Below are 24,280 nucleotides of genomic sequence, written 5' to 3'. Positions count from 1 at the left end.
GAATGAACAAAACGTTTTTGGCAGCAGGGCTGATGATTATGACAGCAACCCTGGCTACACAAGTGCAGGCGCAGAAAAGCAAATGGAGCAAAGGCATCCTGGTGGATGAATTTATTTATACCGAAGCTCCTTTTCCGCAGGCTCATGCCTCTACCATTGCTGAAACACCGGAAGGATTGATCGCGGCGTGGTTTGGCGGTACAAGGGAAGGAAATAAAGATGTTTGCATCTGGACAAGCCACCTGGTGAAAAACAAATGGACAGCACCGGTAATGGTGGCCGATGGAATACTGAATGATTCGGTGCGTTATGCCTGTTACAATCCAGTGTTGTTCTATGCACCTAACTGTGAGCTGTTATTGTTTTACAAGATCGGTCCGAATGTAGCAGGATGGACGGGGTGGATGAAACGCAGTAAAGACAATGGTCATACCTGGAGTGAACGGGAAGCATTGCCCGATGGATTTTTGGGCCCCATTAAAAATAAGCCGGTTTTACTCAACAATGTTTTACTGTGCCCGAGCAGTACTGAAAAGAATGGATGGAAAGCACATATTGAATTTACCTCTGATTTCGGCAAAACCTGGACAAAGACTCCACCCATCAATGATGGTAAAGCCGTTTCTGCCATCCAACCAAGTATCCTGCAATACAAAAACGGTAGCCTGCAGATCTTATGCCGCAGTCAGAACCGGACGATTAATGAAAGTTGGAGTGCCGATGGCGGCAACACCTGGAACGAAATGAAAGCGTCTTCCATGCCGAATAATAATTCAGGAACCGATGCGGTTACGTTGAAAGACGGAAGACAGTTGCTGGTATATAATCATGTAAAACCTGCCGACAGTTTGCCAAGAGGAAAGGGTGCCAGGACGCCGTTGAACGTGGCGATTTCGAAAGACGGCAAGAAATGGTTCGCAACATTGATACTCGAAGATTCACCGATCAGCCAATATTCGTATCCATCCGTGATACAATCGAAGGACGGGATGGTGCATATTGTTTACACCTGGCGAAGAGAGAGAATTAAATATGTAAAGATCGATCCGCGCAAGCTGGTAGGTAAAGAGATCATTAATGAACAATGGCCGGGCGGTTTGGTGAAGGTAGATAAACCTTCGGATGATTAACCCTCTCCATCTCTCCCTAAAGGGAGAGTGTAGCAGCACACAGCCCTCGCTTTTCGATAATGAATTAATGAATAGTAGCTGAACTTAATTCATGAAAATGATTTTATAACTAATGTTGATCTAAAGCCCCGCCTTCGGAAGGGGGCTGGGGAGACCTAACGATGCACAATTTGCCATTTACTGATCTTGTTGTAATAGCAGTGTACATGCTCGCCATGGTGGGCATTGGTTTTTATTTTTCACGAAGGAATAAAAACAGTGACCAGTTTACCAAAGCATCGGGGAAAATTCCGGGCTGGGCGATCGGGCTTTCTATCTACGCTACCTTTTTAAGCAGCAATACATTTTTAGGGGTACCAGGCAAAGCATTTGGCAGTAACTGGAACGCATTTGTGTTCAGCATTTCCATGCCACTCGCTGCATGGGTGGCATCGAAATATTTTGTTCCGTTTTATAGGAACACCGGTGAAATATCAGCCTATACACATTTAGAAAAACGTTTCGGCCCATGGGCGAGAACTTATGCCGTGGTATGTTTCCTGCTTACACAGTTTGCACGAATGGGTTCTATCTTCTTTGGTATTGCATTAAGCCTGCAGGCACTCACAGGTTTCAGTATGCAATCGATCATGATCGTGATGGGCATCTGTATTATTATCTACACCGTACTGGGAGGAATGGAAGCGGTAATCTGGACAGAAGTGGTACAGGGCATCATTAAAACATTGGGCGCCCTGCTTATTTTGTTTTTAGTGGTGAAGGAATTGCCCGGTGGTTTTTCGCAGCTGTTTTCCATTGCGACAACCGATCATAAACTAAGCCTGGGCAACCTTTCGCCAAACTTTACCGAATCAACATTCTGGGTTGTGCTGTTTTATGGTTTTTTCATCAACCTGAATAATTTCGGGATGGATCAGAACTATATCCAGCGTTATCACACTGCACAGTCATCAAAACAGGCCTCAATGTCTGTGTGGCTATGTGTGGCTATGTATGTACCTGCATCATTATTGTTCTTCATTATCGGGACAGCCCTGTATGCATTTTATCAAACTCAGCCGGGACTTATTGATCCCGTGAAACTGCAGGTGGCAGCAGAACGGTTGGGCTCATCCGCGTCGCAACTGCAGATCAGCAAATTGGCAGTAACATTGCAGCCTTCCGACTATGGCGATAAAGTACTGCCGTTTTTTATGGTGAACAATATTCCAACCGGTTTAGTTGGTTTGATCGTGTCGGCATTATTGTCGGCAGCTATGAGTACCATCAGCAGTAATATGAATGCTTCGGCAACGGTGTTTACGGTTGATATTTACCAAAAATATTTTAAGCCCAATATTACTGACAAACGCAAACTTTATCTGTTGCATGTTTCCACTATTGTATTTGGTGTAATTGGTTTGTGCACAGGTTTGGCCATGATTGGTGCCAAAAGCCTTCTCGATATCTGGTGGGAACTGAGTGGTATTTTTGCAGGTGGTATGCTGGGTTTGTTTTTGCTGGGCCTCATCAGCCGTCAAACAAAAAATGCGGCGGCGGTTACAGCAGTCATCATTGGCATCATTGTGATTTTATGGATGACCTTTTCCGGGAGACTGGATGGCAATTATTCCTTCCTGAAAAATCCATTACATGTGAATATGATAATCGTGGTAGGAACGCTGAGTATATTTTTATCAGGATTATTACTGACGAAATTTTCCAAAGCAAGCAGCAGGCGGTGAAACAGTAAAATTGTACAGGAGAATAGTTAAATGCAACATTGTGCAGTAATTCCGATGAAGGCAAATTTATAAACGAAAAAAATGGTTGCAATGCCTGATAAAAAGTTTGTCCCCGTTATGATCACTCCGTACAACCTCAAAGCAGAGGTTGACCCGGAGGTGGTTAGTATACTCGTTGAATTTTATTTGGCAGCCGGCGTAAAAGGGTTCTTCGCCAACTGTCTCAGCAGCGAAATGTTCAGTATCACCGAAAATGAGCGTTTGGATTTAACTGCACATATTGTCAGGCAGGTTCATGGTCGTGTGCCTGTTGTAGCGACAGGCTCGTTTGGATTAACCATTGATGATAAAGCACTCTTTACACGTAAGATTTATGATACCGGCATTGATGCGGCGATCATGATCACCGGGCATTTCGCCAAAGAAGAAGGCAGTGATGAAGTACTGCTCCGCAATTTTGAACAGATGTTTGAGGCGACAGGAAATATTCCCCTGGGTATGTACGAATGCCCCGCGCCGTACAAGCGTATCATTACTGCCGATGTGTTTCGGCGCTTGCTGGAGGCAGACCGGCTGGTGTATCACAAAGACACTTCCATCACACATGAAAATGTGCAGGCAAAACTCGATGTGTTGCATGAAACAGGAAATACGCACCTGGAGTTTTATGATGCGCATACGCCCAATGCAGTCTTCAGTTTACAAAGAGGTGCAAAGGGGATGTCGTCCATCTCCGGTAATTTTTATCCGGAAGTGATGGTGTGGATGGTGAACAACGCTACTAATCCGGAAAAGCAGGAAGAAGTAAAATGGTTGCAGGAAGAGTTAACAAAAGTTGATCCGCTCATTCATATTGCTTACCCGATGAGCGCTAAATACTTTTTGCAAAGACGTGGATTACCGGTGCGTACCATCAGCCGTGCGGTGGCAACCAAGTTGACACCCGATCAGCGCAGTACACTTGATGACATCCATCATCGTTTTGAACAGTGGTGTGAAAAACTCGATATTCAGAAAGTTGATGTAGCTTCCATTGTAGGTTCAACCAATCATTCTGAAAGTATTTATTGAATTTATCCCTATGATGAAGTCTCAGTTACAGGCAGACCAGTTTTCAGTAAAGAAGATGCAAAAAGATAGTAAAAAAGCAATAAGTTTCTTTGTGCTTCTTTGTGCCTTCGTGTCTCTGTGGTTCAACGCAACTGCACAGTTGAATACCGATAATCAGTTCAGCAAACCCTTAAAGGAAGTATTAAGCGATATTCAAGCGAAATACGGTGTCATCATCAAATATGCCGACAGTTTGGTGGCAAATAAAAAAGTAACCTATGCCGAATGGAAGTATCGTCCCGATGTAGAAGTAACACTGGATAATATCCTGAAACCACTCGAACTAAAAGTGAAGAAAGAAAAGGAGAAACAATACAAGCTAAGTGTATATGAATATTACCGCTGGCCGGTGGAAGAAGGTTGGGCAGAGCTGGATCGTATTGCTGCGCAATACAAAACCCTGGAAGAATGGGAAAAGCGCAAAGCCGATCTTAAGCCTTGTTTAAAGGAAGCCTTGCAGTTAACACATTTACCGGTTGTTCCGAATAGCAGACCCATCATTACACCCAGGCGCATCTTTGATGGTTACAGTGTGGAGAATATTGCCATTGAAATTTTACCGGGTGTATGGATCAACGGATCATTATACAAGCCATTAAAGTACAAAGGAAAAATTCCTGTCATCTTAAATCCCGATGGTCATTGGGAAAAACAACGTTACCGCCCCGATTGTCAGTATCGTTGTGCCGCATTGGCAAAAACGGGAGCGATGGCTTTCAGTTACGATCTGTTTGCATGGGGCGAATCCTTATTACAATTCAAAATTGAAGATCATCGCAGAAGTTTAGCCATGACCATACAGGCATTGGGCGCCATCCGTATTCTTGATTATCTACTGGCACAGAAGGATGCGGATACAAATCGTGTTGGTATGACGGGTGGTTCGGGCGGGGGAAGTCATACCGTGTTAATGACTGCACTCGATGATCGTATTAAAGTCTCTGCACCTGTTGTTTCACTTTCTTCTTATTTCTATGGCGGTTGTCCTTGTGAAAGCGGTATGGATATTCACAGTTGTGGGGGAAGAACAGATAACGTGGAGATAGCAGCCATGGCAGCGCCACGTCCACAGTTGATTGTAAGCGATGGTGGTGACTGGACCGATAAAATGCCTGAACATGATTTTCCTTACCTGCAGAAAATGTATAGTTGGTACGGTAAGAAAGAAAATGTAAACAATGTGCACCTGCCCGGGGAGAAACATGATTTCGGCTTCAACAAACGTATAGCTGTATATGAATTCATGGCAAAGCATTTGGGTTTAGATCTGAAAGCCATCCAGGATGCAAACGGCAAGTTTGATGAATCAAAAATCACCATAGAGCCGGAAAAGAGTTTGTACGTGTTTGGTGATAATGGGGGGAAACTGCCTGCACATGCAGTGAAGGGATTTGAAAAACTAGAAAAGGTGTTTGCAAATGAAATTGAAAAAGCCCGTCCGACCGGATCATCCGGGCGGGCAAGAACCAATCAACGTTATAAGATCGGTTTAATTGATCTGATGTTGCTCAAACGCCAAAAACTCGGCGCCATCACCTTAACGGCTCAATTAAAAGCAGATGGGGTAGAAGTGGATATGGGCGGCTTGGGTGCAAGGCCAACTTTCGATAATCAATTGCTGATTGATTCTGTGCGTAATCAGTTTATTAAAACAGCAAAGGAAAGTAAAGTCGAAATCTTCTGCCTGGCGATGACGGGTTATTATGCCCAATCATTTTGCGGCCGTGCAGAATATGTCCGCAGCATTGAAGACTGTATCAAAACCATGAAGCTGATGAATGTAAAACATGCGTTCCTGCCCTTGGGTGTGCAGTGCGATATAAAAAAGAATCGTGCTGTTCGTGATTCAGTAATTGCACGTTTAAGAGTTGCAGGAAAGCTGGCAGAGCAAGCTGGTGTTGTCATTGGCATCGAAACATCACTCACTGCGAAAGAGGAAGTGGAGTTGTTGAAACAGATCGGTTCACCAGCGATCAAAATTTATTTCAATTTCTCCAATCCGCTCAAAGAAGGCAGAGACCTCATCAGCGAGATAAAAATACTCGGCAAAGACCGCATCAGCATGATTCATGCAACCAACAAGGACAGTGCGTGGCTGCAGAACGATCCGCAAATAGACATGTACAAAGTGAAAAAAACATTGGATGAAATTGGCTGGAGTGGGTGGCTGGTGATTGAACGTAGCCGTGATGCAAGAAATCCACGAGATACGAAATATAATTACGGTGCGAATGCAGCGTATTTGAAAAAGGTGTTCCAGGAGTAATTAATAAGGGGTTTCATCAGGATTGCGTCGGTTATCCCTGACTGAAAGGATAATAATCGCATCATCCGCTTCTTCGTAAAACAAGAGATAATCCCTTACCAGTTTTACCCGTACATTTTCAACGTCTGTTTTGCGGCCAATATTGGGATGTGCACTAATAAGGTTTACTGCCTTTTTGAAAAGTTAATTCAGCCTGCGGCTGTAAGCACTGGATTGATTATGGGATTTCCAATAAAGAAGAATTTCTTTTCGTTCGTTTTGGGCATTTTGTGTCCAGACTACTCGCTTAACCATTCGTCTGATTCTTTGTCGACTTGTTCATTGCCAACAACACGGCCATCTTTTGCCTGTAGCTTTGCTTCATTGATGGATTTTTTTTGGGCGGAACTTGTTTTGTAAACAGTTTCCGGTTCCTGCAATTCAAACAGGTTTGACAACTCGGCCAACAAAGCCGGATCATCAATTTCCCGGAGCTTATCAATGAGTTTATCTTTTAAGGAAGAGGTTGCCATCACCTGTTTTTATAAAGTTACAAATTGTAACCAGGGAATTCAGTCACCGACATCCCCAAAACAGGAAAATCCTCCATCATTATAGCAAATACATACATTTTTCAGGGTGGTGAACCACGGTACATTTATTCATTCTAAAGGCCTGTTTTTGAGGCAGGGTTTACAGCTTCAACGGTGAATGAAAGATGAAACGATTGCTATCATGTTTCCTGCTTGTTTTTAACATTTTTGCTCATGCGGGCAGGGCAGCAGATATTTATGTTTCTCCTACCGGTTCTGATTTCAACGATGGTTCCAAAGACAAACCGTTGGCAACACTCAATATAGCTTTGCGCAAGGCAAGAGAATTGCGTCGGTTGAATGATACTTCCATCGCTAATGGGATTCACATCATTCTCAACGGCGGTCGATATCAATTAACTGAGCCCGTTTTTATCCGGCCCGAAGATGCTGGTACTTCAACAAGTCCAACAATCATTGAAGCCGCACCCAATGAGCAGCCCGTGTTGAGTGGCGGAATTGAAATCAAAAACTGGAAGAAGTTAGCGACAGCCATTCCGAGTTTATCGAGCAAAGCAAACGGAAAAGTATGGGTTGCCGATATGCCGATGATGGGCGATCAGCTATTCAACTTCCGCCAACTATGGATCAACAATGTAAAAGCTGTTCGTGCAAAAAGCACGAATGGCGATCTGATGAACCGCATCCTCAGCTGGAATAAAACCGAACAGACCTGCTGGATACCGACACCAATTTTTTCACAAATACAAAATGCAAAAGGCGTTGAGCTTCTTATTCATCAATGGTGGGCCATTGCCATTCTTCGTGTAAAGAAGATGGAAGTGAAAGGTGACAGCACCAAACTTTTTTTCCATCAACCCGAAAGCCGCATACAAAGTGAACATCCCTGGCCAGCACCGTGGATCAGTAAAGAAACAGGCAACTCTGCTTTTTACCTAACAAATGCATTGCAGTTTTTAGATGAGCCGGGCGAATGGTATCTCGATATACAAAAACAAAAACTCTATTACTGGCCTCGCAATAATGAAAATCTTTCCACAGCATCAGCAATTGCTCCTTTCTTAGAAACATTGATCAGGATGGAAGGGACGATAGATAGACCTATATCCAATATTTTTTTCAAAGGCGTTTCACTCCAACATACAGGTTGGTTGCGTCCATCTCATCAAGGGCATGTTCCTCACCAGGCTGGTATGTATATGTTGGATGCTTATAAACTGAATCCCAAAGGCACTGCTGATAAAAAAGGTTTAGATAACCAGGCATGGGTGGGTCGGCCCGCCGCGGCTGTCGAAGTATCTTATGCTGAAAAAACAGGATTTGAAAATTGCCGTTTCGAACATTTGGCTTCAACAGGTCTTGATTACCATAAAGCGGTACATGATAATTTCATCCAGGGAAATTTGTTTAAAGACATTGGCGGGTCTGCTATACTTGCTGGTGTATTTTCTGATGAATCCACCGAAGTGCATGTTCCCTATAACCCAAAAGATGAACGGGAAGTTTGCAGCCATATGCAGATCAGTAACAATCTTATTACCCATGTTGCTAACGAAGATTGGGGTTGTGTCGGTATAGGAATTGGCTATGCCCGCAACACACTGATTGAGCACAGCGAAATTGAAAATATTTCTTATACCGGCATCAGCATGGGATGGGGGTGGAGTAAATCCGTCAATGCAATGAAAGAAAATAAGATCATCGCCAACAAGATTCATCACTTTGGCAAACACAATTATGATTGCGGTGGCATTTATACCTTGAGTGCACAGCAGGGATCGCTTATCAGTGAAAATTATATTGACAGTATTTATAAGGCGTCGTATGCTCATTTGCCGGAGCACTGGTTTTATCTTTATACAGATGAGGGATCATCATATATAACTGTAAAAGACAACTGGACGCCATCGGAAAAATTTTTACAAAATGCCAATGGTCCCGGAAATATATGGAGCAACAACGGTCCGCAGGTCAACAATACCATAAAAGAAGCAGCAGGTTTACAACCAGCTTATCATTACCTCCTGAAAGAAAAGATGATTATTGATAATAAACATTCCATCAATTCAGAATAATAATTATGTATACGGCTATATTACCACTATCAGCTTCGTTGCGTCGTCCCGATTTTATCGGGATGCGTCCTGCGCTCTATTCAGCTAATGGAACCACAAAGACACAAAGATTCAGAGTGTCACTAAGTAAATCCTTTGTGATCTCTGTGGTTCAAAAAAATGATAACATAAAATGAAAGAATATTTAATTGTAATCATCCTTCTGTTGTCGCAGAAAATAGATGCACAAACAAGTCTTGTCAATACACGGGCAAGCAGTCATGCAAAACTTACCGGTGTGGGCATGGTCGATGTAAAGTGGACAAAAGGTTTCTGGGCAGAGCGGTTTGCAGTTTGTCGTGATGCGATGTTGCCGCAACTTTGGCAAACTTATACCAGCAAGGACATCTGTTATTCGTTTCAGAATTTCCGGGTTGCAGCTGGTTTAGATACCGGTCGTTTCCATGGTCCTTCGTTTCATGATGGCGATTTTTATAAAACACTGGAAGCAGTTGCAGCGATGTATGCATCCACCAGGGATCCGCAACTGGAAAAATGGATGGATGGAGCGATTGATGTGATCGGCAAAGCACAAAAGCAGGACGGTTATATCTACACCAAGAATATCATTGAGCAAAAAAAATCGGGCAAAGAAAAAATATTCGACGACCAGTTGAGTTTTGAAGCGTACAACTTTGGTCATCTCATGACAGCAGCCTGTGTACATTACCGGGCAACAGGTAAAGCAAGCTTACTCAACATTGCAGAGAAAGCTGCTGACTTTTTAATTGGTTTTTATAGCTCAGCCTCTCCTGAACTTGCACGCAATGCTATTTGCCCTTCGCATTACATGGGTTTGACAGAATTGTACCGCACAACAAATGAGAAGAAATATCTCGATCTCGTCATTCATCTTATCAATATCCGTGGTACGGTGGAAGGAACAGATGATAACAGCGACCGTGCACCTTTCCGTGACATGAACAAAGTGGTGGGGCATGCAGTAAGAGCGAACTATTTGTTTGCAGGTGTGGCTGATGTATATGCTGAAACAGGCGATTCAACATTGATAAATACATTGAATAAGATGTGGAACAATGTCATCAACACCAAAATGTATATCACCGGTGGTTGTGGCGCTTTATATGACGGTGTTAGTGTGGATGGTACAGCTTATAAACCAGATACCGTTCAGAAAGTACATCAGAGTTATGGACGGGATTATCAATTACCCAACTTTAGTGCACATAATGAAACCTGTGCCAACATTGGCAATGTGTTATGGAACTGGCGCATGTTTTTATTAACCGGCGAATCGAGATACGCTGATATTGTGGAGCTGGCTTTGTACAACAGTGTGCTGAGCGGTGTAAGCATGGATGGTACCAAATATTTTTACACCAACCCATTGGCTTCAACAACAAACTACCCGTATCATCTCCGTTGGGAAGGTGGCCGCATTCCTTACATCAGCAAGTCGAATTGTTGTCCGCCGAATGTGGTGCGCACCATTGCCGAAGTGAACAGTTATATATACAGCATCGGTGAAAAAGGTTTGTACATTAGTATGTATGGTGGCAACACACTTGTTACGGAGTTGCATGATGGAACAAAGATCAAACTGGAGCAAAAAACGAATTATCCCTGGGATGGAAAGATTTCGCTCAACATAAAAGAGTTATCAAAGGATGAAACGAAAGTATTCCTGCGTATTCCTGGTTGGTGCAAACGTTACGACTTAAAACAAAACGGCAAACCTGTTACAACAAAAAAACAAAGCGGTTTTGTTGAGTTGGCGGTGAAGGCAAACGATAAACTGGAATTGAACATGGATATGCCTGCAACACTCATCGAAAGCAATCCTTTGGTTGAAGAAACCAGAAACCAGGTAACGGTAAAGCGTGGGCCGATTGTGTATTGTCTTGAATCAAGCGATCTGCTGCATCAGAATGTATTTGATGTGGTGATTCCTGCAATGATCAAATTACAACCCGTAGCAATGAAAGTGGCAGAAGGAAATGTAATGGCATTAACCGGGGAAGCGAGGCTGCTCGATCAGAATCAATGGAACAATACATTGTATAAAGAAGTGAATACAAAACTCAAACCGTTAACTATTAAACTTATACCTTATTACGCATGGGCAAACCGTGGTAAAACGGATATGACAGTTTGGATGCCGTTGATGAGGTGAACTACAAAGGTGCAAAGACACAAAGCAACACCAAGTCTTGTGATACTTCGAGAACTTAGTGTCCTGGTGGTTAAAAAAAGAAAAATAGAACGGATTACATCTTATTTCATTCAAAAGAAAGCTGGTGAATAAGCAAAAGAAGTTAGTGTTTAAATTTTTTAAACGCGGAGACACGACGAATCGGAGATTCACAAGGAGATTCTTAGTGACCCTTTGTATCCTCTGTATTTCTGTGGTTCAAATTCAAGCACAAAAAACAGTACCGCAGGAAGTAATGCAAAAGGTATATGAAGAGGTAAAAACTCTATATAAATACGGTCTTGTTCTAGTTCCCGAAAACAGCAATAAGAAAATCGATTGCCCTTCAGTTTTCCGTAAGGGTAAATATTGGTACATGACGTATATCCAGTTCGATGGACGGGGCTATGAAACATGGCTGGCTAAAAGTAAGAATCTCCTGGAGTGGGAAACCCTTGGCAGGATCATGAGCTTTTCTGATACCACTGATTGGGACAACAACCAGAAGGCCGGATATGTGGCCTTGCAGGATGCCAAATGGGGTGGCAATTATCGGCTGCAGAAGTTTCAAAACAAATATTGGTTGTCTTATATCGGTGGGAAGGAGAGGGGGTATGAGGCCGGTCCTTTGGCGATCGGGATTGCTACTACGGCTAATGATCCCAAAAAGCCCCATGAGTGGAGCCGGTTAAGCAAACCTGTTTTAACTTCAACGGATGGTGCAGTTCGGTGGTGGGAAAATAAAAAACTTTTTAAGAGCTCGGTTATTTGGGATAAGAATAAAACGTTGGGTCATCCATTTGTAATGTACTACAATGCTAACGGTGATACCAGTAATAATACACCTAAATGGCGCTGGTTTGAACGGATCGGAATGGCCGTAAGTGACGACATGATCAACTGGCAGCGTTATCGAAGCGACCCGGTTGTGCATCATAAAATTGGTATCACCGGTGATGGCGTTATTCAAAAGATCGGCGATCTGTGGGTGATGTTTTATTTTGGGGCCTTTTGGGAAGGGCGAAAGGATGCGTTCAACCGTTTTGCCTGCAGTTATGATTTGGTGAACTGGACGGACTGGACCGGAGATGATCTTATTAAATCGTCTGAGCCTTATGATGAAAAGTTCGCACATAAAAGTTATGTGATAAAGTGGAAAGGGGTTGTGTATCATTTTTATTGCGCCGTGAATAATAAAGACCAGAGAGGCATTGCTGTGGCCACTTCGGTTGATAAAGGAAAAAGCACATTAGAGTTTAAACCCCTATCCCCCTGAAGGGGAACTTAGATAGATGAAGACATTTTTGTTACGATATTCTTTTATTTTCGCTTGTCTTTCTTTCCCATGCATTGTTTTTGCGCAGGATAAATCAATTTCAGCTATCGAAAGAAATTTTCTTAATCCTCCTGAATCAGCAAAACCATGGGTGTTTTGGTACTGGATGCATGGCGCTGTTTCCAGGGAAGCCATTACCGCAGATCTTGAAGCAATGAAAGAGGTTGGAATAGGCGGCGCTTACCTCATGACGATTAAAGACACATCATCTGCCATTCCATTTCAACCAACCGTAAGGCAATTGACTCCCGAATGGTGGGCCATGGTAGAGTTTGCCATGCGGGAAGCAAAACGGGTGAACTTGAAATTAGCTATGCATGTCAGTGATGGCTTTGCATTAGCAGGAGGCCCATGGATCAGGCCGGAACTTTCCATGCAAAAACTTGTCTGGACCAAACAGTATGTGACCGCTAATTCTAAAGCCATTTTTCTTCAACAGCCCGAAACAAACGAAGGCTATTACCAGGATATTTCCGTATTCGCTTATCCCGCCAATTCATCCTATGCGTTCGCAGGCGAAGTGATGATTCCGACCGTCAGCACCAGCAATGGAGCAAAAGCGCAATTTTTGTCATTTGCTGATGGGGATAACAAACAAAGTTTTAAATCGGATTCAGCGTGTTGGATACAATATAAATATTCAAAGCCATTTACCTGTAGGTCTGTTCGTATTCATACCGGCACCAATAGTTACCAGGCGCAGCGATTGATCTTTCAAGCGAGCGACGATGGAATAAGCTTCAAAACCATTACACGATTGCAAGCTCCGCGACATGGATGGCAGGATACCGAAGAAGATTATACACATGCGATCCCTGTTACTGAAGCAAAATATTTTCGTTTCGTATATAATAAAGACGAAAGTGAGCCTGGTGCAGAAGACCTGGATGCTGCCAAATGGAAACCATCTTTGAAAGTGATGGGTATTTACCTAAGCGATGAGCCGGTGATTCATCACTATGAAGCAAAGAACGGCAGCGTATGGAGAGTAGCGCCGAATACAACAGCGGAGCAGGTAAGTGATAAAGATGCAGTACCATTAAAAAATATCATCAATCTCACCGGTAAATTAGGTGGGCGTGGAAAATTGAACTGGATACCACCTCATGGTAACCTGCCTGACGGCAAGGCAGGCTGGGTCATTGTGCGTATAGGTCATACCTCCACGGGCCAAACCAATACAACCGGGGGAGCGGGAAAAGGATTGGAGTGTGATAAGTTTAATGCCACCGCTGTGAAGCTGCAGTTTGATAATTGGTTTGAAAAGGCTTTTGAGAAAACAGATCCTGTTCTGACCAAAGAAGTATTGAAAATCTTCCATGTCGATAGTTGGGAATGCGGAAGTCAGAACTGGAGTAAAAATTTTGTTAGCGAATTTAAGAGGAGGCGGGGTTATGATCTGGTGCCTTATTTATTGGTGATGACTGGTGTGCCCATCAATAGTGCGAAAGAATCCGAAAAAGTTTTACATGATATAAGAACCACGATTGCCGAACTGGTAAATGATGTTTTTTATACAACGTTAAAGAAACTGGCAAGAGAAAAGGGCTGCCGTTTCAGTGCGGAAAGTATTGCGCCAACTTTTGTCAGCGATGGATTACTCCATTATAAGAATGTAGATATACCGATGGGGGAATTTTGGCTCAATAGTCCTACGCATGATAAACCCAATGACATGTTGGATGCCATTAGTGGTGCCCATATATATGGTAAGAATACCGTACAGGCTGAAGCTTTCACGTCGGTGAGGATGAACTGGGGCGAGCATCCCGGTAATTTAAAAGCATTGGGAGATAGAAATTTTGCATTGGGCATTAATAAAATGGTGTTGCATGTTTTTACACACAATCCATGGATGGATAAAAAACCTGGAATGACGCTTGATGGTGTTGGATTGTATTTTCAAAGAGACCAAACATGGTTCAAACAAAGCAAAGCATGGATTGAATATCTCACCAGGTGCCAGGCGCTGCTGCAATTAGGAAAACCGGTGGTGGACATTGCCGTGTTTACGGGTGAAGAAGTGCCAAGACGTTCTGTTTTACCGGATAGATTAGTGAACGCATTGCCTGGCATTTTTGGAAAGGAAAAAGTGGAATCGGAAAAAAGGAGATTGGCCAATGAAGGACAGCCGCTGCGGCAAATACCGGATGGAGTTACTCATTCAGCCAACATCGCCGATCCGGAAGACTGGATCGATCCCTTGAATGGTTATACCTATGATTCATTCAATCCGGATGTATTAATGCAAATGAAAGTGTTGAATGGGAGAGTAGTGACGCCGGGTGGAACCAGTTATAAACTGCTGGTAATACCAGGTAAAAATTCCATGAATCCAAATGGCATCTTGAATGAAGCGGCAAAAAATAAATTGAAGCAATTAGCAAAAGGAGGCGCAAAAATTATTGCGGGCAAAGAGTATATGAATTTGTTTACTCCTAATAGAAATGTTTTATCAGCACCTTATACGGACAGCTCTTTTGAAAGACTGGGTTTGGAAAAGGATGTGGCAATTGAAGACAACAATCATTCAATCGCATGGACGCACAGAAAATATGGCGATGCAGATATTTATTTTATTTCAAACCAATCGAATGAACCATGGCAAGGAAGGATGCATTTTAGAATAAAGGATAGGGTTTTGCAAATTGCTGATGCAGTCAATGGACAAATCATCGGTCCCGGATCCAATGCGGGTAACGGATACCTCTCACTCAATATAGCTCCCGGAGCTTCGTATTTTTATATATTCCGTGAGCCAACAGCACAGAAGGAGGACTATTCCAATTTTGCAAGAGGGGAATCCATCGTTTATGATCTAAGTTCAAAGGCCTGGAAAGTTCAATTCGATAAAAACTTTGGTGGACCTGAAAAGCCAATCGAATTGCCTCAATTGAAAAGCTGGACCGAGTTTGCTGACTCGTCCATTCAATATTATTCGGGAACTGCCGTGTATTCAAATGCATTTGAATGGAGTACAGGCAACATAAATAAACGTGTTACCCTTGAGTTTGAGTCTATTTACAATATTGCCACAATAAAAGTGAATGGTATTGATTGCGGTACGTTGTGGACACCACCTTATTCAATAGATGTGACCAAAGCTGTTAAGCAGGGTGAAAACAAAATTGAAGTTGCCGTTACCAATACCTGGCATAATCGTTTAATCGGTGATAATTTATTGCCACCAGCTAAGAGAATAATCTGGACAACGGCGCCATTCCGGTTAAAGGATAAACCATTGCTGCCGGCCGGATTAGTCGGTGATGTAAAACTTGTTGTCAGATGATGCGTAGATTGGTCTCTATATTTCTTGTCCTTGCAATTTTGGTTGATGAAGCCCTGGCGCAGGTGCCAAACTATAATGTTATATGGACTACGCAAAGCAACAATGCTTCTGAATCCATGCCCTGTGGAGGTGGAGACATCGGCATGAATGTGTGGGTAGAAAAAGGAGAGTTATTTATCTATGTGGCAAGAAGTGGAAGTTTTAATGAGGACAATGCGCTGATGAAAGCGGGAAGGGTTCGCGTTAAATTATTTCCCAATCCCTTCGATGGAAAGACCTTTAAACAGGAACTGCATTTGCAGGAAGGATTTATTACTGTTGAAGGAGAACATAATGGGGTGCAGGCAACTGCAAAAATATGGGCCGATGTATTCAAACCGGCGGCGCATATTGATATCCATGCCAATAAAAGAATCACCGTTGAAGCAACCTTTGAAAGTTGGCGCTACCGGGATAGGGTAATTAAGTCGAGAGAAAATTTTGGTAATTCCTGGAAATGGGCAGGGCCGAAAAATCATATGTACAAAAAAGATAGCATTGCTTTTACAGGCAACGACGTTGTTTTTTATCATCATAATGATGCTGCCACCATTTTTGATGTGACGGTAAAGCAACAAGGTTTGGACAGTATAAAAGGTCAATTATATAACCCCTTAAAAAGTCTTGCTTTTGGTGGTTCTTTAGGCGGCGACAATTTTTCTCCGGCAGGAACAGGTGAAGGAATTTATGTAAGCACCGATTTCAAAGGCTGGAAATTAAAAAGTAGTCGTGTAGCAAAGCAACATAGCCTGCAACTCATCTTGCACACAGTGCAGGTTAATGACATAAGGTTATGGAAGCGGGGATTGGATTCGCTGCAAAAAAATGCGATCAATGACAGGAAAGCGTTTTCCAAAACGCAGCAATGGTGGCGGCAATTTTGGAACCGGAGTTTTATTCGGATCAACAAGTTTAGTCCATCATCGAAAGAATGGAAGGTAGGAAGAAACTTCCAACTTTTTCGTTACATGCTTGCCTGCAATGCACATGGCCAATGGCCAACAAAATTTAATGGCGGTCTTTTAACAGTTGATCCGGTTTTCACCGACACCGCTCACCAGCTTACCCCTGACTATCGAAACTGGGGCGGAGGATTACATACAGCGCAAAACCAGCGACTGGTTTATTTCCCAATGATTAAAAACGGGGACTGGGATATGCTGCAACCGCAACTTGATTTTTATTTACGACTTTTAAAAAATGCTGAGCTAAGAAGTAAAGTGTATTGGAATCACGGAGGTGCCTGCTTTACCGAGCAAATGGAAAACTACGGCTTACCGAACTATGCTGAGTATGGTATTAAACGCCCGGCTGACTTTGATAAGGGAATTGAGTATAACGCCTGGCTCGAATATGAATGGGATACCGTGTTAGAATCTTGTTTGATGATGCTGGAAGAAAATCTTTACACTGGCAAAGACATCAGTGATAAAATTCCTTTTATTGAAAGTTGCCTGCGTTTTTTTGATGAGCATTACCAATGGCTCGCCAAACAAAGAGGCAATAAGGCGTTGGATGGAAATGGGAAACTTGTTTTATATCCCGGAAGCGGCGCTGAAACTTTTAAGATGGCGTATAATTCAACGTCGACCATTACCGCATTACAATCCATTACACAACGGTTACTGTCATTGCCAGAAACATTTCTTTCCCCAGAACAAAAGGGATATTGCGCGGCCTTACAAAATAGAATCCCTTCAATTAATTACGGGAATTTCAATGGGCATGCTACCATTTCACCAGCTAAAATATGGGAACGTATTAATAATACAGAATCGCCACAATTATACCCGGTATATCCATGGGGGATTTTTGGAATAGGCAAGCCGGGATTAGATACTGCTCTTAACACCTGGTACTATGATACCAATGTTGTCAAATTCAGGAGTCATATTGGCTGGAAACAGGATAATATCTGGGCGGCAAGATTAGGATTAACCAGTGAGGCCTGGCGTTTGACTTCCTTAAAGCTGCAAAATTCAGGGCGGAGATTTCCGGCATTTTGGGGACCAGGGTTTGATTGGGTACCTGATCATAACTGGGGTGGCAGTGGCATGATTGGTTTGCAGGAAATGCTAATGCAGGTTGATGATAAAAAAATTTATTTGTTTCCCGCTTGGCCAAAGAATATAGATGTGCATTATAAATTACATGCTCCTTATAACACTACTGTAGAAGCAGAGTTAAAAGATGGAAAGCTGGTCCGGGTAAAAGTGTTGCCGCCAGAAAGAATGAAGGATGTTGAAGTGTTACTGAAATAAAGATGAATAGTGAGCAGAACCCTGTCCTAAGACTTCGCTCAGGAGGAGCGTAACAAAAGTTGACCAGGGAGCTGAAGCTGGTAAAAAATTAGCGCTACCAATCATCTGTTCTGAAACTTGAGACCGGGAAACCTTCGGTACTGAATAACTCACCCACAATAAAATCTTTAAAGGCGTAACGTACTGCTACCGGGCTTGTCACCAATGGATGGGATACCTGAATAGTTCCATTGCGAATAATAGCAGTCGTGGGATAAAACCGTTTATCGGAGCCGGCAATTTCAAATTGGGTGAGTGGCTTGCCAAAACTGGTGAGGCCATTGGGTACATTCCTGAACTTAATAGTCGCCGTATTTCCATTGATAAGCAGTGAGTCAAAAGACGGGCTTTGATACGCAAAACCTTTGAATTGATAGGTGTCGCCAAGAGCCAAATAAGCAAAACGTTTCCCTACAATTTCTTTGTTAGCCGGGTGAATATTTGTTTCCTCGCCATTATCCATTAACACTACCATACCGCTGGCAGGTATTTTATTCAATGCCTTTCGCTGCGCATCCCTCAGGTAAGCCGAGTTTAATTTTTCAGTACGTGTAGCTGCAGGAAATTGCGAATAGTTGTAAGGAGCTATTTGCGCATAGTAAAAAGGAAATTCATTCTGTCCCCATTCTTTTCGCCACAGGGCGATCATCGCCGGGAATAATTTTTCGTATTGATCGGGCCGGTCATGGTTGCTTTCGCCCTGGTACCAGATACAGCCTTTAATGGTATAGCCCATGATGGGATGAATCATCCCGTTGTATAAAGCAGTCGCATTTTTGTTGGTCAGTTTTTCGGTGCCATTTGCAGCAGGAATTGCAATCTCAGGAAATTCTTTTAACGATTCCGCACTCATAAAAGCTTCTGCAGGTGATCCACCATAGCTGTCGTGGATCAATGCCACGGGAACTTTCAATTGCTTTTGCAGCAGTCTTCCAAAATAATAGGCGGTCGCTGAAAAGTTGCTGATGTTTTCCGGAGCCGCTTCTTTCCAAAAAGATGTTTTGGTGCTGTCTTTTACCAATCTTTCGACAGCACGGGGTACTGTGTAGATGCGTAGTTGATTGTTGGCAGAATGAAATACCGCATCATTGGAACCAAGAATAGGTTGATCCCTGAATCCTTTCATCGGCATTTCCATATTGGATTGCCCGCTGCAAAACCAAACTTCACCGATCAAAATATTTTTTAAAGTGACAGGAGTGCCATCGGAGATGGTCAATTGATAAGGTCCGCCGGCTGATGGTGTTGAAATTTTTATTTTCCACTTACCATCGGCCCCCGCTCTTGTTGAATAGTTTTTTTTGCTCCACGAGGGTTTGAGTGTCACCTGGCTACCTGGTCTGGCCCAGCCCCAGATAGATGCGTCAGTTTTTTGCTGCAGTACCATATTATCACCAAAGAAAGAAGGCAGGGTAATAGCGGCGAATAAACAGTTGGCCAATAATAGAAACAAAACAAAAAATACAATTTCCGGGGTGTGGCGTTTCAAAGCAATCATCGTGATTTTTTAACTAAAATAAATGTTGTTTACAATTCAACTGTCCTATACTGTTGACAGGATGCGTTTGTTCATAAAACTTAAGTAATTTACCAGCTTAACCCGGTTTGTTTGCAATGAAAGAGAAAGAGAATAAAGAAGGCTCGCATAAAAACATTTGGTATGGTGTGGGCCGGCAGCGAATTGAGATACCTAAAACCATTCTAAAAACAAGGGTACAATCGAACCTGCTATTAAAGCATCTTCATATTTGTTCGATTGGCTATTATCCGAAAGCCAAAGATCATTATACCTACCGGAAAAAAGGATTGCCTGAAAATTTTCTATTTTATTGCGTGGATGGACATGGCTGGTACCAGGTAGGCAATCAGAAATATGAGGTAAGCCCCAATGAATTTTTTATTTTACCACAGAACATGGAGCATGCTTATGGGAGCAGCCCGGACTATCCCTGGAGCATTTACTGGATACATTTTGGCGGAGATTCATTGCCGGAGCTTAATAAAATGCAGGTAGTGCAGCAACATTTCAAGCCATTTTACATTAAAAACAATGGCGATATCGTCGCCTTGTTTTCCAAGATCTATAAAACACTCGAGTTGGGATATAGTATCGACAATTTACTTTTTACCAATATGTGCCTGGCCCAGTTTCTGACCTTGTTTATTTACAATTCCCGCCATTATGAAACGACGTCCACTGACCAGGCAGATTGTGTAGACAGCGCCATACTCTATATGCAGGAACATATCAATGATAATATTTTACTGAGTGACCTGAGCCGGCAATACAATTATTCCGTATCCCGGTTCTCCAATTTGTTCAAGCAAAAAACCGGCTATGCTCCTATTGATTATTTTGTGCAGATGAAGATGCAGAAGGCTTGCCAGCACCTTGATTTTACCATTCGTTCTATTAAGGACATTGCTTTCAGTATGGGATTTGACGACCCCTATTATTTTTCCAAACGGTTCCGCACTGTTATCGGTATGTCGCCCAAAAAGTACCGGGCGATGAACCGGCAATGACCCTGAACATTACCAGCAATTACTTACAGCAATGACTGTATTGTTTTTATAAAAATCTTTATGCTATTGGTTGTATAAAAAAAGGATTTTCCTCAAATTATAATTATAGCTGGTCAGCTTTCTTTTCAAAGAGTGAATTGTCTGATCCAATCGTAATCGGAAGGACCGCTCTTATTTTCCTTAAACCAAGGGTCACCGCTTTCATAAATGTGAAAGCCAGTAACAGTGTCCATTCCGGGCGCAGTGACTGTAATAAATACGCTTCGATCAATACCACTGCATGAATAAAGTAGATAACTCTGATCGCAAACACATGGCTGAAACCCTGGTTGGTTAGCAGGTGATGGATATGCGTTTTATCGGCTACAAATGGAGATTTTCCTTTCCAGATGCGGGAAGCAAATACCCGTATGGTATCAAAGACGGGTATCAAAACAAGCCCGAGAACAAACATCGGGGCATGTGACAGCATAGGTTGTGGCGACAAAATATTTATTCGCATCAATTGAATGCAAAGAACGGCTACCACAAATCCAATCACCAAAGAACCGGTATCGCCCATAAAAATCCGGGCGGGATTAAAATTGAAATATAAAAAGCCGAGTATCCCACCTGCCAACGCAAAAGCAATCAAGGCTGTACTGGTATCTCCACTTAAGGTTAGAAATAAACCAAGCGTAATAAGGCTCATAAAAGAAAGTCCGCCGGCAAGGCCATCAATACCATCAATTAAATTAAATGCATTGGTAATGCCCACGATGGCAAGGATAGTAAATGTATATTGAGCCGAAAGCGGTAATTCATATATTCCAAAAAGGCCATCGAAGGAATTGATGCGGATTCCGGATATCGCAATCAGCGATGCCAGACCTATTTGGATGATGAACTTATATTTTGCAGAAAGGTCTTTCAGGTCATCCATAATGCCCAATCCAAAAAGGGTAACAATAGAGAAGAAAAAACAGATTTGCCGGATATCTTGCTTAAATGGGAACCATAACAAAAGTGCAGCCACCATACCCGCAACAATAGCAATGCCGCCCATGGTAGGAACAGGAGCTAAATGTTCTTTCCGATCGTTGGGAAGATCGTAAAGTTTGTAGCGATTGATCAGGTGAATAATAGGTGGAATGGTCAAAAGTGTGACTACGAACGCCGAGATAAGGCATAGAAGAGCGAATTTGAAATCGTTCAGTTGCAGGGACGCCTGCAACAGGTAGATCTGGCTTCTCATTAATTTGGTTTCCTGGTTTATTGGTTCTCTGCGGCAAAAATAAATTGCATTTTAAAAAAACGCAACTTGTTTTTTATTGTGTATCAATGATAATTTTTCTATAGCAGGCTAAAGTGATTACTCATTCTTCCCAAAAGAAATGATGTAGCCAATCAGAAAATAATTGAAAGTCAGAAAACTGCGTCATATTTTCGGTAGGGTTTATAGCTGACATTGCTTGCTCATGCATTAGTTCTTTCGGCTATTTTTGCCTGAAAAATATTTCGTATTTCGTCGGTGTCTTCAATATTATCGAGCCCCATTGAATACCTGAAAGGTGTTGGCCCTCAACGGGCTGAGTTACTGAAAAAGGAGCTTTCAATTTTCACCTTCCAGGATTTACTGGAGCATTTCCCTTTTCGGCATGTTGATAAAACAAAGGTCAATTTCATCAGTGATATCACACCTCAAACGGAATATATACAGGTAGCCGGTAACCTGCAAGATGTTGAATTGGTCGGCGACAAAAGGGCCAAAAGATTGGTGGCTTATCTCCGTGATAAATCAGGAACACTGGAACTGGTTTGGTTCCAGGGAGTGAATTGGGTTCAGAAAAGTCTGGTTCCGGGTCAATCTTACCTCGTCTACGGTCGGGTTAGTTTTTTTCAAAATGCGGTTCAGATCGTCCATCCCGAAATAGAACCCTGGTCGCCTGACAAAAAGGAAGGCAAAAGTTTTGCTGAACCTGTTTACCCAACCACTGAAAAATTGAGAGCCAGGGGACTGGGTGGAAGGCAAATAGGAAAGCTGACACAAGTGCTGATGGCCCAGGTGCACGAAAGAGATTTGCCGGAAAATTTGCCCGACTCCATATTAACCAGTCTTAAACTTCTGAAGCGAATTGAAGCTTACCGGCAAATACATTTTCCAGTTACACCGGCTTTATACGGTGAAGCGGTTAAACGATTAAAGTTTGAAGAATTGTTCCTGGCACAGATGCGGCTGAATTTGTTGCGATCCGCCCGTCATCGGTTTTCCCGGGGCGTTGTCTTTGACAAGGTGGGTGAACAGTTTAATGCATTCTACAAAAAGTATTTACCATTTGAGTTGACCGGGGCGCAAAAAAGAGTGATAAAAGAAATAAGAGCGGATACGGCTACCGGCAAACAGATGAACCGGTTATTGCAGGGAGATGTCGGAAGCGGAAAAACAATGGTGGCATTGTTAACGATGTTGCTCGCTATCGACAATGGATTCCAGGCCTGCCTGATGGCGCCAACAGAAATATTAGCTAAACAGCATTTTGCCTCGATAAAAGAGTTATTAAAAGAATTACCTGTTTCAGTTGATTTACTCACTGGTTCTACCAGGACAAAGAGTCGTAAAGAAATCCTAAATCAATTGCTTGACGGTTCTTTACAAATCTTAATTGGCACCCATGCCGTAATTGAAGATGTGGTTCAGTTTCAAAAACTGGGTATCGTCATTGTGGACGAGCAACACAAATTTGGTGTGGCCCAAAGGGCCAGGCTTTGGGAAAAAGCCGAAGTGCCGCCTCATGTATTGGTGATGACGGCGACGCCCATCCCGCGGACCCTGGCTATGACGGCCTACGGCGATTTGGATTATAGTGTGATCGATGAATTGCCGCCGGGCAGGCAACCCGTCGTGACTGTTCATCGTTACGAGTCGCAACGTAGCCGGGTAATGGATTTTTTAAGGGCCGAGATTGATAAAGGCCGGCAGGTCTATATCATTTTCCCGTTGATCGAAGAAAGTGAGAAACTGGATTACGAAGATTTGATGAAAGGGTATGAGATAGTAAAAGGCTATTTCCCCGAACCAAAATATTGGATCAGCATGGTGCACGGTCGTCAACCGGCTGAACAAAAGGAAGTAAATATGAAGCGATTTGTCGAAGGTGATACACAGATCATGGTTTCGACAACGGTGATTGAAGTTGGTGTGAATGTACCCAATGCCAGTGTGATGGTTATTGAAAGCACGGAGAAGTTTGGTTTATCACAACTTCACCAGTTGCGGGGCCGGGTAGGAAGAGACGCCGAAAAAAGTTATTGTATACTTTTATCAGGATCCAAATTAGGTAATGATGCCCGTGAACGAATTAAAATACTAACTGCTACCAACAACGGTTTCGAGATTGCCGAAAAAGATATGGAGCTAAGGGGTCCGGGTGACATTGAAGGAACCAGGCAAAGTGGAATGCTAAATTTCAAGCTGGCCAATATTGTGCAGGATCGGGCGTTATTGGAATTGGCAAAGTCAATGGTTTCAGCCATCATCGAAAGTGATCCTGATCTTAATTCGGCAGAGAATTTGCCCTTAAAAAAATTCCTGCAACAACAAAAAGGGAAGATGGCCTGGAGTAAAATATCGTAATGTTACGAGTGATTTACCACTGATCCATACCCAAAACTCCGGTTCGAACTTCCTTTACCAAAACCTGCAATTGAATTAATTAAAAGACTTGAGATCTGTCTTATTCTTAACATAAGTTTTCATGTCTTTTACCAGAAATTTGAACTAA

14 protein-coding genes and 1 pseudogene are annotated in these 24,280 nt (G+C 42.7%); 11 read left to right on the top strand and 4 right to left on the bottom strand.

All coding sequences use genetic code 11. The annotated features are described in order from the left end of the window. Positions 1-2: 2 nt before the first annotated feature. The 4 genes from ACFEL9_RS19965 to ACFEL9_RS19950 all read left to right on the top strand — a co-directional run bounded on the left by ACFEL9_RS19965 (position 3) and on the right by ACFEL9_RS19950 (position 6,230). Positions 3-1,130 (top strand): sialidase family protein, encoded by a 1,128-nt coding sequence (locus tag ACFEL9_RS19965; protein ID WP_385893915.1) that lies wholly within the window; start codon positions 3-5, stop codon positions 1,128-1,130. A gap of 161 nt (positions 1,131-1,291) precedes the next feature. Then, entirely contained in the window at positions 1,292-2,854 is a 1,563-nt protein-coding gene (locus tag ACFEL9_RS19960) for a sodium:solute symporter family protein (RefSeq protein WP_385893913.1), read from the top strand. A 90-nt stretch (positions 2,855-2,944) separates the two neighbouring features. Beyond that, positions 2,945-3,925: a dihydrodipicolinate synthase family protein gene (locus tag ACFEL9_RS19955; RefSeq protein ID WP_385893911.1), complete on the top strand. Its 981-nt coding sequence runs from the start codon at positions 2,945-2,947 to the stop codon at positions 3,923-3,925. A gap of 10 nt (positions 3,926-3,935) precedes the next feature. Next, complete coding sequence (locus ACFEL9_RS19950) at positions 3,936-6,230, top strand: TIM barrel protein (RefSeq protein ID WP_385893909.1); 2,295 nt, start codon at positions 3,936-3,938, stop codon at positions 6,228-6,230. Here the strand turns inward: ACFEL9_RS19950 and ACFEL9_RS19945 are convergent. Further along, positions 6,231-6,395: pseudogene (locus tag ACFEL9_RS19945) on the bottom strand (type II toxin-antitoxin system RelE/ParE family toxin); the annotation flags it as partial. It lies immediately after the preceding gene. A gap of 113 nt (positions 6,396-6,508) precedes the next feature. Continuing rightward, positions 6,509-6,742 (bottom strand): hypothetical protein, encoded by a 234-nt coding sequence (locus ACFEL9_RS19940; RefSeq protein ID WP_385893908.1) that lies wholly within the window; start codon positions 6,740-6,742, stop codon positions 6,509-6,511. A 185-nt stretch (positions 6,743-6,927) separates the two neighbouring features. Here ACFEL9_RS19940 and ACFEL9_RS19935 point away from each other — a divergent pair, with 185 nt between their 5' ends. The 5 genes from ACFEL9_RS19935 to ACFEL9_RS19915 all read left to right on the top strand — a co-directional run bounded on the left by ACFEL9_RS19935 (position 6,928) and on the right by ACFEL9_RS19915 (position 17,954). Then, a complete protein-coding gene (locus ACFEL9_RS19935; RefSeq protein WP_385893906.1) occupies positions 6,928-8,838 on the top strand; it encodes a right-handed parallel beta-helix repeat-containing protein in 1,911 nt (636 codons plus the stop codon). Positions 8,839-9,010: 172 nt separating this feature from the next. Next, positions 9,011-11,011 (top strand): aceric acid hydrolase, encoded by a 2,001-nt coding sequence (locus ACFEL9_RS19930; RefSeq protein WP_385893904.1) that lies wholly within the window; start codon positions 9,011-9,013, stop codon positions 11,009-11,011. Between the two features lie 394 nt (positions 11,012-11,405). After that, positions 11,406-12,305, top strand: coding sequence for a glycosylase (locus tag ACFEL9_RS19925; RefSeq protein WP_385893902.1), 900 nt, complete (start codon positions 11,406-11,408; stop codon positions 12,303-12,305). Between the two features lie 16 nt (positions 12,306-12,321). Continuing rightward, complete coding sequence (locus ACFEL9_RS19920; RefSeq protein WP_385893901.1) at positions 12,322-15,654, top strand: glycosyl hydrolase; 3,333 nt, start codon at positions 12,322-12,324, stop codon at positions 15,652-15,654. After that, on the top strand, positions 15,651-17,954 hold the full coding sequence (locus tag ACFEL9_RS19915; protein WP_385893899.1) for a DUF5703 domain-containing protein: 2,304 nt from the start codon (positions 15,651-15,653) through the stop codon (positions 17,952-17,954). The genes ACFEL9_RS19920 and ACFEL9_RS19915 overlap by 4 nt, the downstream gene beginning before the upstream one ends. Before the next feature lie 94 nt (positions 17,955-18,048). Here the strand turns inward: ACFEL9_RS19915 and ACFEL9_RS19910 are convergent, their stop codons facing one another. Continuing rightward, positions 18,049-19,491 (bottom strand): sialate O-acetylesterase, encoded by a 1,443-nt coding sequence (locus tag ACFEL9_RS19910; protein ID WP_385893897.1) that lies wholly within the window; start codon positions 19,489-19,491, stop codon positions 18,049-18,051. 116 nt (positions 19,492-19,607) lie between these two features. Between ACFEL9_RS19910 and ACFEL9_RS19905 the strand changes: the two genes are divergently transcribed. Continuing rightward, the gene (locus tag ACFEL9_RS19905; RefSeq protein ID WP_385893895.1) at positions 19,608-20,519 is read left to right on the top strand and encodes an AraC family transcriptional regulator; all 912 of its coding nucleotides are present in this window, start codon (positions 19,608-19,610) and stop codon (positions 20,517-20,519) included. Between the two features lie 103 nt (positions 20,520-20,622). On the opposite strand, the gene ACFEL9_RS19900 is transcribed toward ACFEL9_RS19905, so the two are convergent. Beyond that, complete coding sequence (locus ACFEL9_RS19900; protein ID WP_385893894.1) at positions 20,623-21,753, bottom strand: glycosyltransferase family 4 protein; 1,131 nt, start codon at positions 21,751-21,753, stop codon at positions 20,623-20,625. Between the two features lie 276 nt (positions 21,754-22,029). Between ACFEL9_RS19900 and recG the strand changes: the two genes are divergently transcribed. Next, a complete protein-coding gene (gene recG, locus ACFEL9_RS19895; RefSeq protein WP_385893892.1) occupies positions 22,030-24,132 on the top strand; it encodes an ATP-dependent DNA helicase RecG in 2,103 nt (700 codons plus the stop codon). Positions 24,133-24,280: the final 148 nt, after the last annotated feature.

It is taken from the genome of Terrimonas alba, assembly GCF_042434975.1.
Classification (GTDB): Bacteria; Bacteroidota; Bacteroidia; order Chitinophagales; family Chitinophagaceae; genus Terrimonas_B; species Terrimonas_B alba.
This window is presented reverse-complemented; position numbering and strand designations above follow the sequence as displayed.

Excerpts from the sequence above, each read along its gene's own strand:
- ACFEL9_RS19930 (WP_385893904.1), top strand. The coding sequence starts at position 9,011 with ATGAAAGAATATTTAATTGTAATCATCCTTCTGTTGTCGCAGAAAATA.
- ACFEL9_RS19965 (WP_385893915.1), top strand. The coding sequence starts at position 3 with ATGAACAAAACGTTTTTGGCAGCAGGGCTGATGATTATGACAGCAACC.
- ACFEL9_RS19905 (WP_385893895.1), top strand. The coding sequence starts at position 19,608 with ATGAAAGAGAAAGAGAATAAAGAAGGCTCGCATAAAAACATTTGGTAT.
- ACFEL9_RS19950 (WP_385893909.1), top strand. The coding sequence starts at position 3,936 with ATGATGAAGTCTCAGTTACAGGCAGACCAGTTTTCAGTAAAGAAGATG.
- ACFEL9_RS19960 (WP_385893913.1), top strand. The coding sequence starts at position 1,292 with ATGCACAATTTGCCATTTACTGATCTTGTTGTAATAGCAGTGTACATG.
- ACFEL9_RS19940 (WP_385893908.1), bottom strand. The coding sequence starts at position 6,742 with ATGGCAACCTCTTCCTTAAAAGATAAACTCATTGATAAGCTCCGGGAA.
- ACFEL9_RS19900 (WP_385893894.1), bottom strand. The coding sequence starts at position 21,753 with ATGAGAAGCCAGATCTACCTGTTGCAGGCGTCCCTGCAACTGAACGAT.
- ACFEL9_RS19925 (WP_385893902.1), top strand. The coding sequence starts at position 11,406 with ATGACGTATATCCAGTTCGATGGACGGGGCTATGAAACATGGCTGGCT.
- ACFEL9_RS19935 (WP_385893906.1), top strand. The coding sequence starts at position 6,928 with ATGAAACGATTGCTATCATGTTTCCTGCTTGTTTTTAACATTTTTGCT.
- ACFEL9_RS19955 (WP_385893911.1), top strand. The coding sequence starts at position 2,945 with ATGCCTGATAAAAAGTTTGTCCCCGTTATGATCACTCCGTACAACCTC.
- ACFEL9_RS19920 (WP_385893901.1), top strand. The coding sequence starts at position 12,322 with ATGAAGACATTTTTGTTACGATATTCTTTTATTTTCGCTTGTCTTTCT.
- ACFEL9_RS19915 (WP_385893899.1), top strand. The coding sequence starts at position 15,651 with ATGATGCGTAGATTGGTCTCTATATTTCTTGTCCTTGCAATTTTGGTT.
- ACFEL9_RS19910 (WP_385893897.1), bottom strand. The coding sequence starts at position 19,491 with ATGATTGCTTTGAAACGCCACACCCCGGAAATTGTATTTTTTGTTTTG.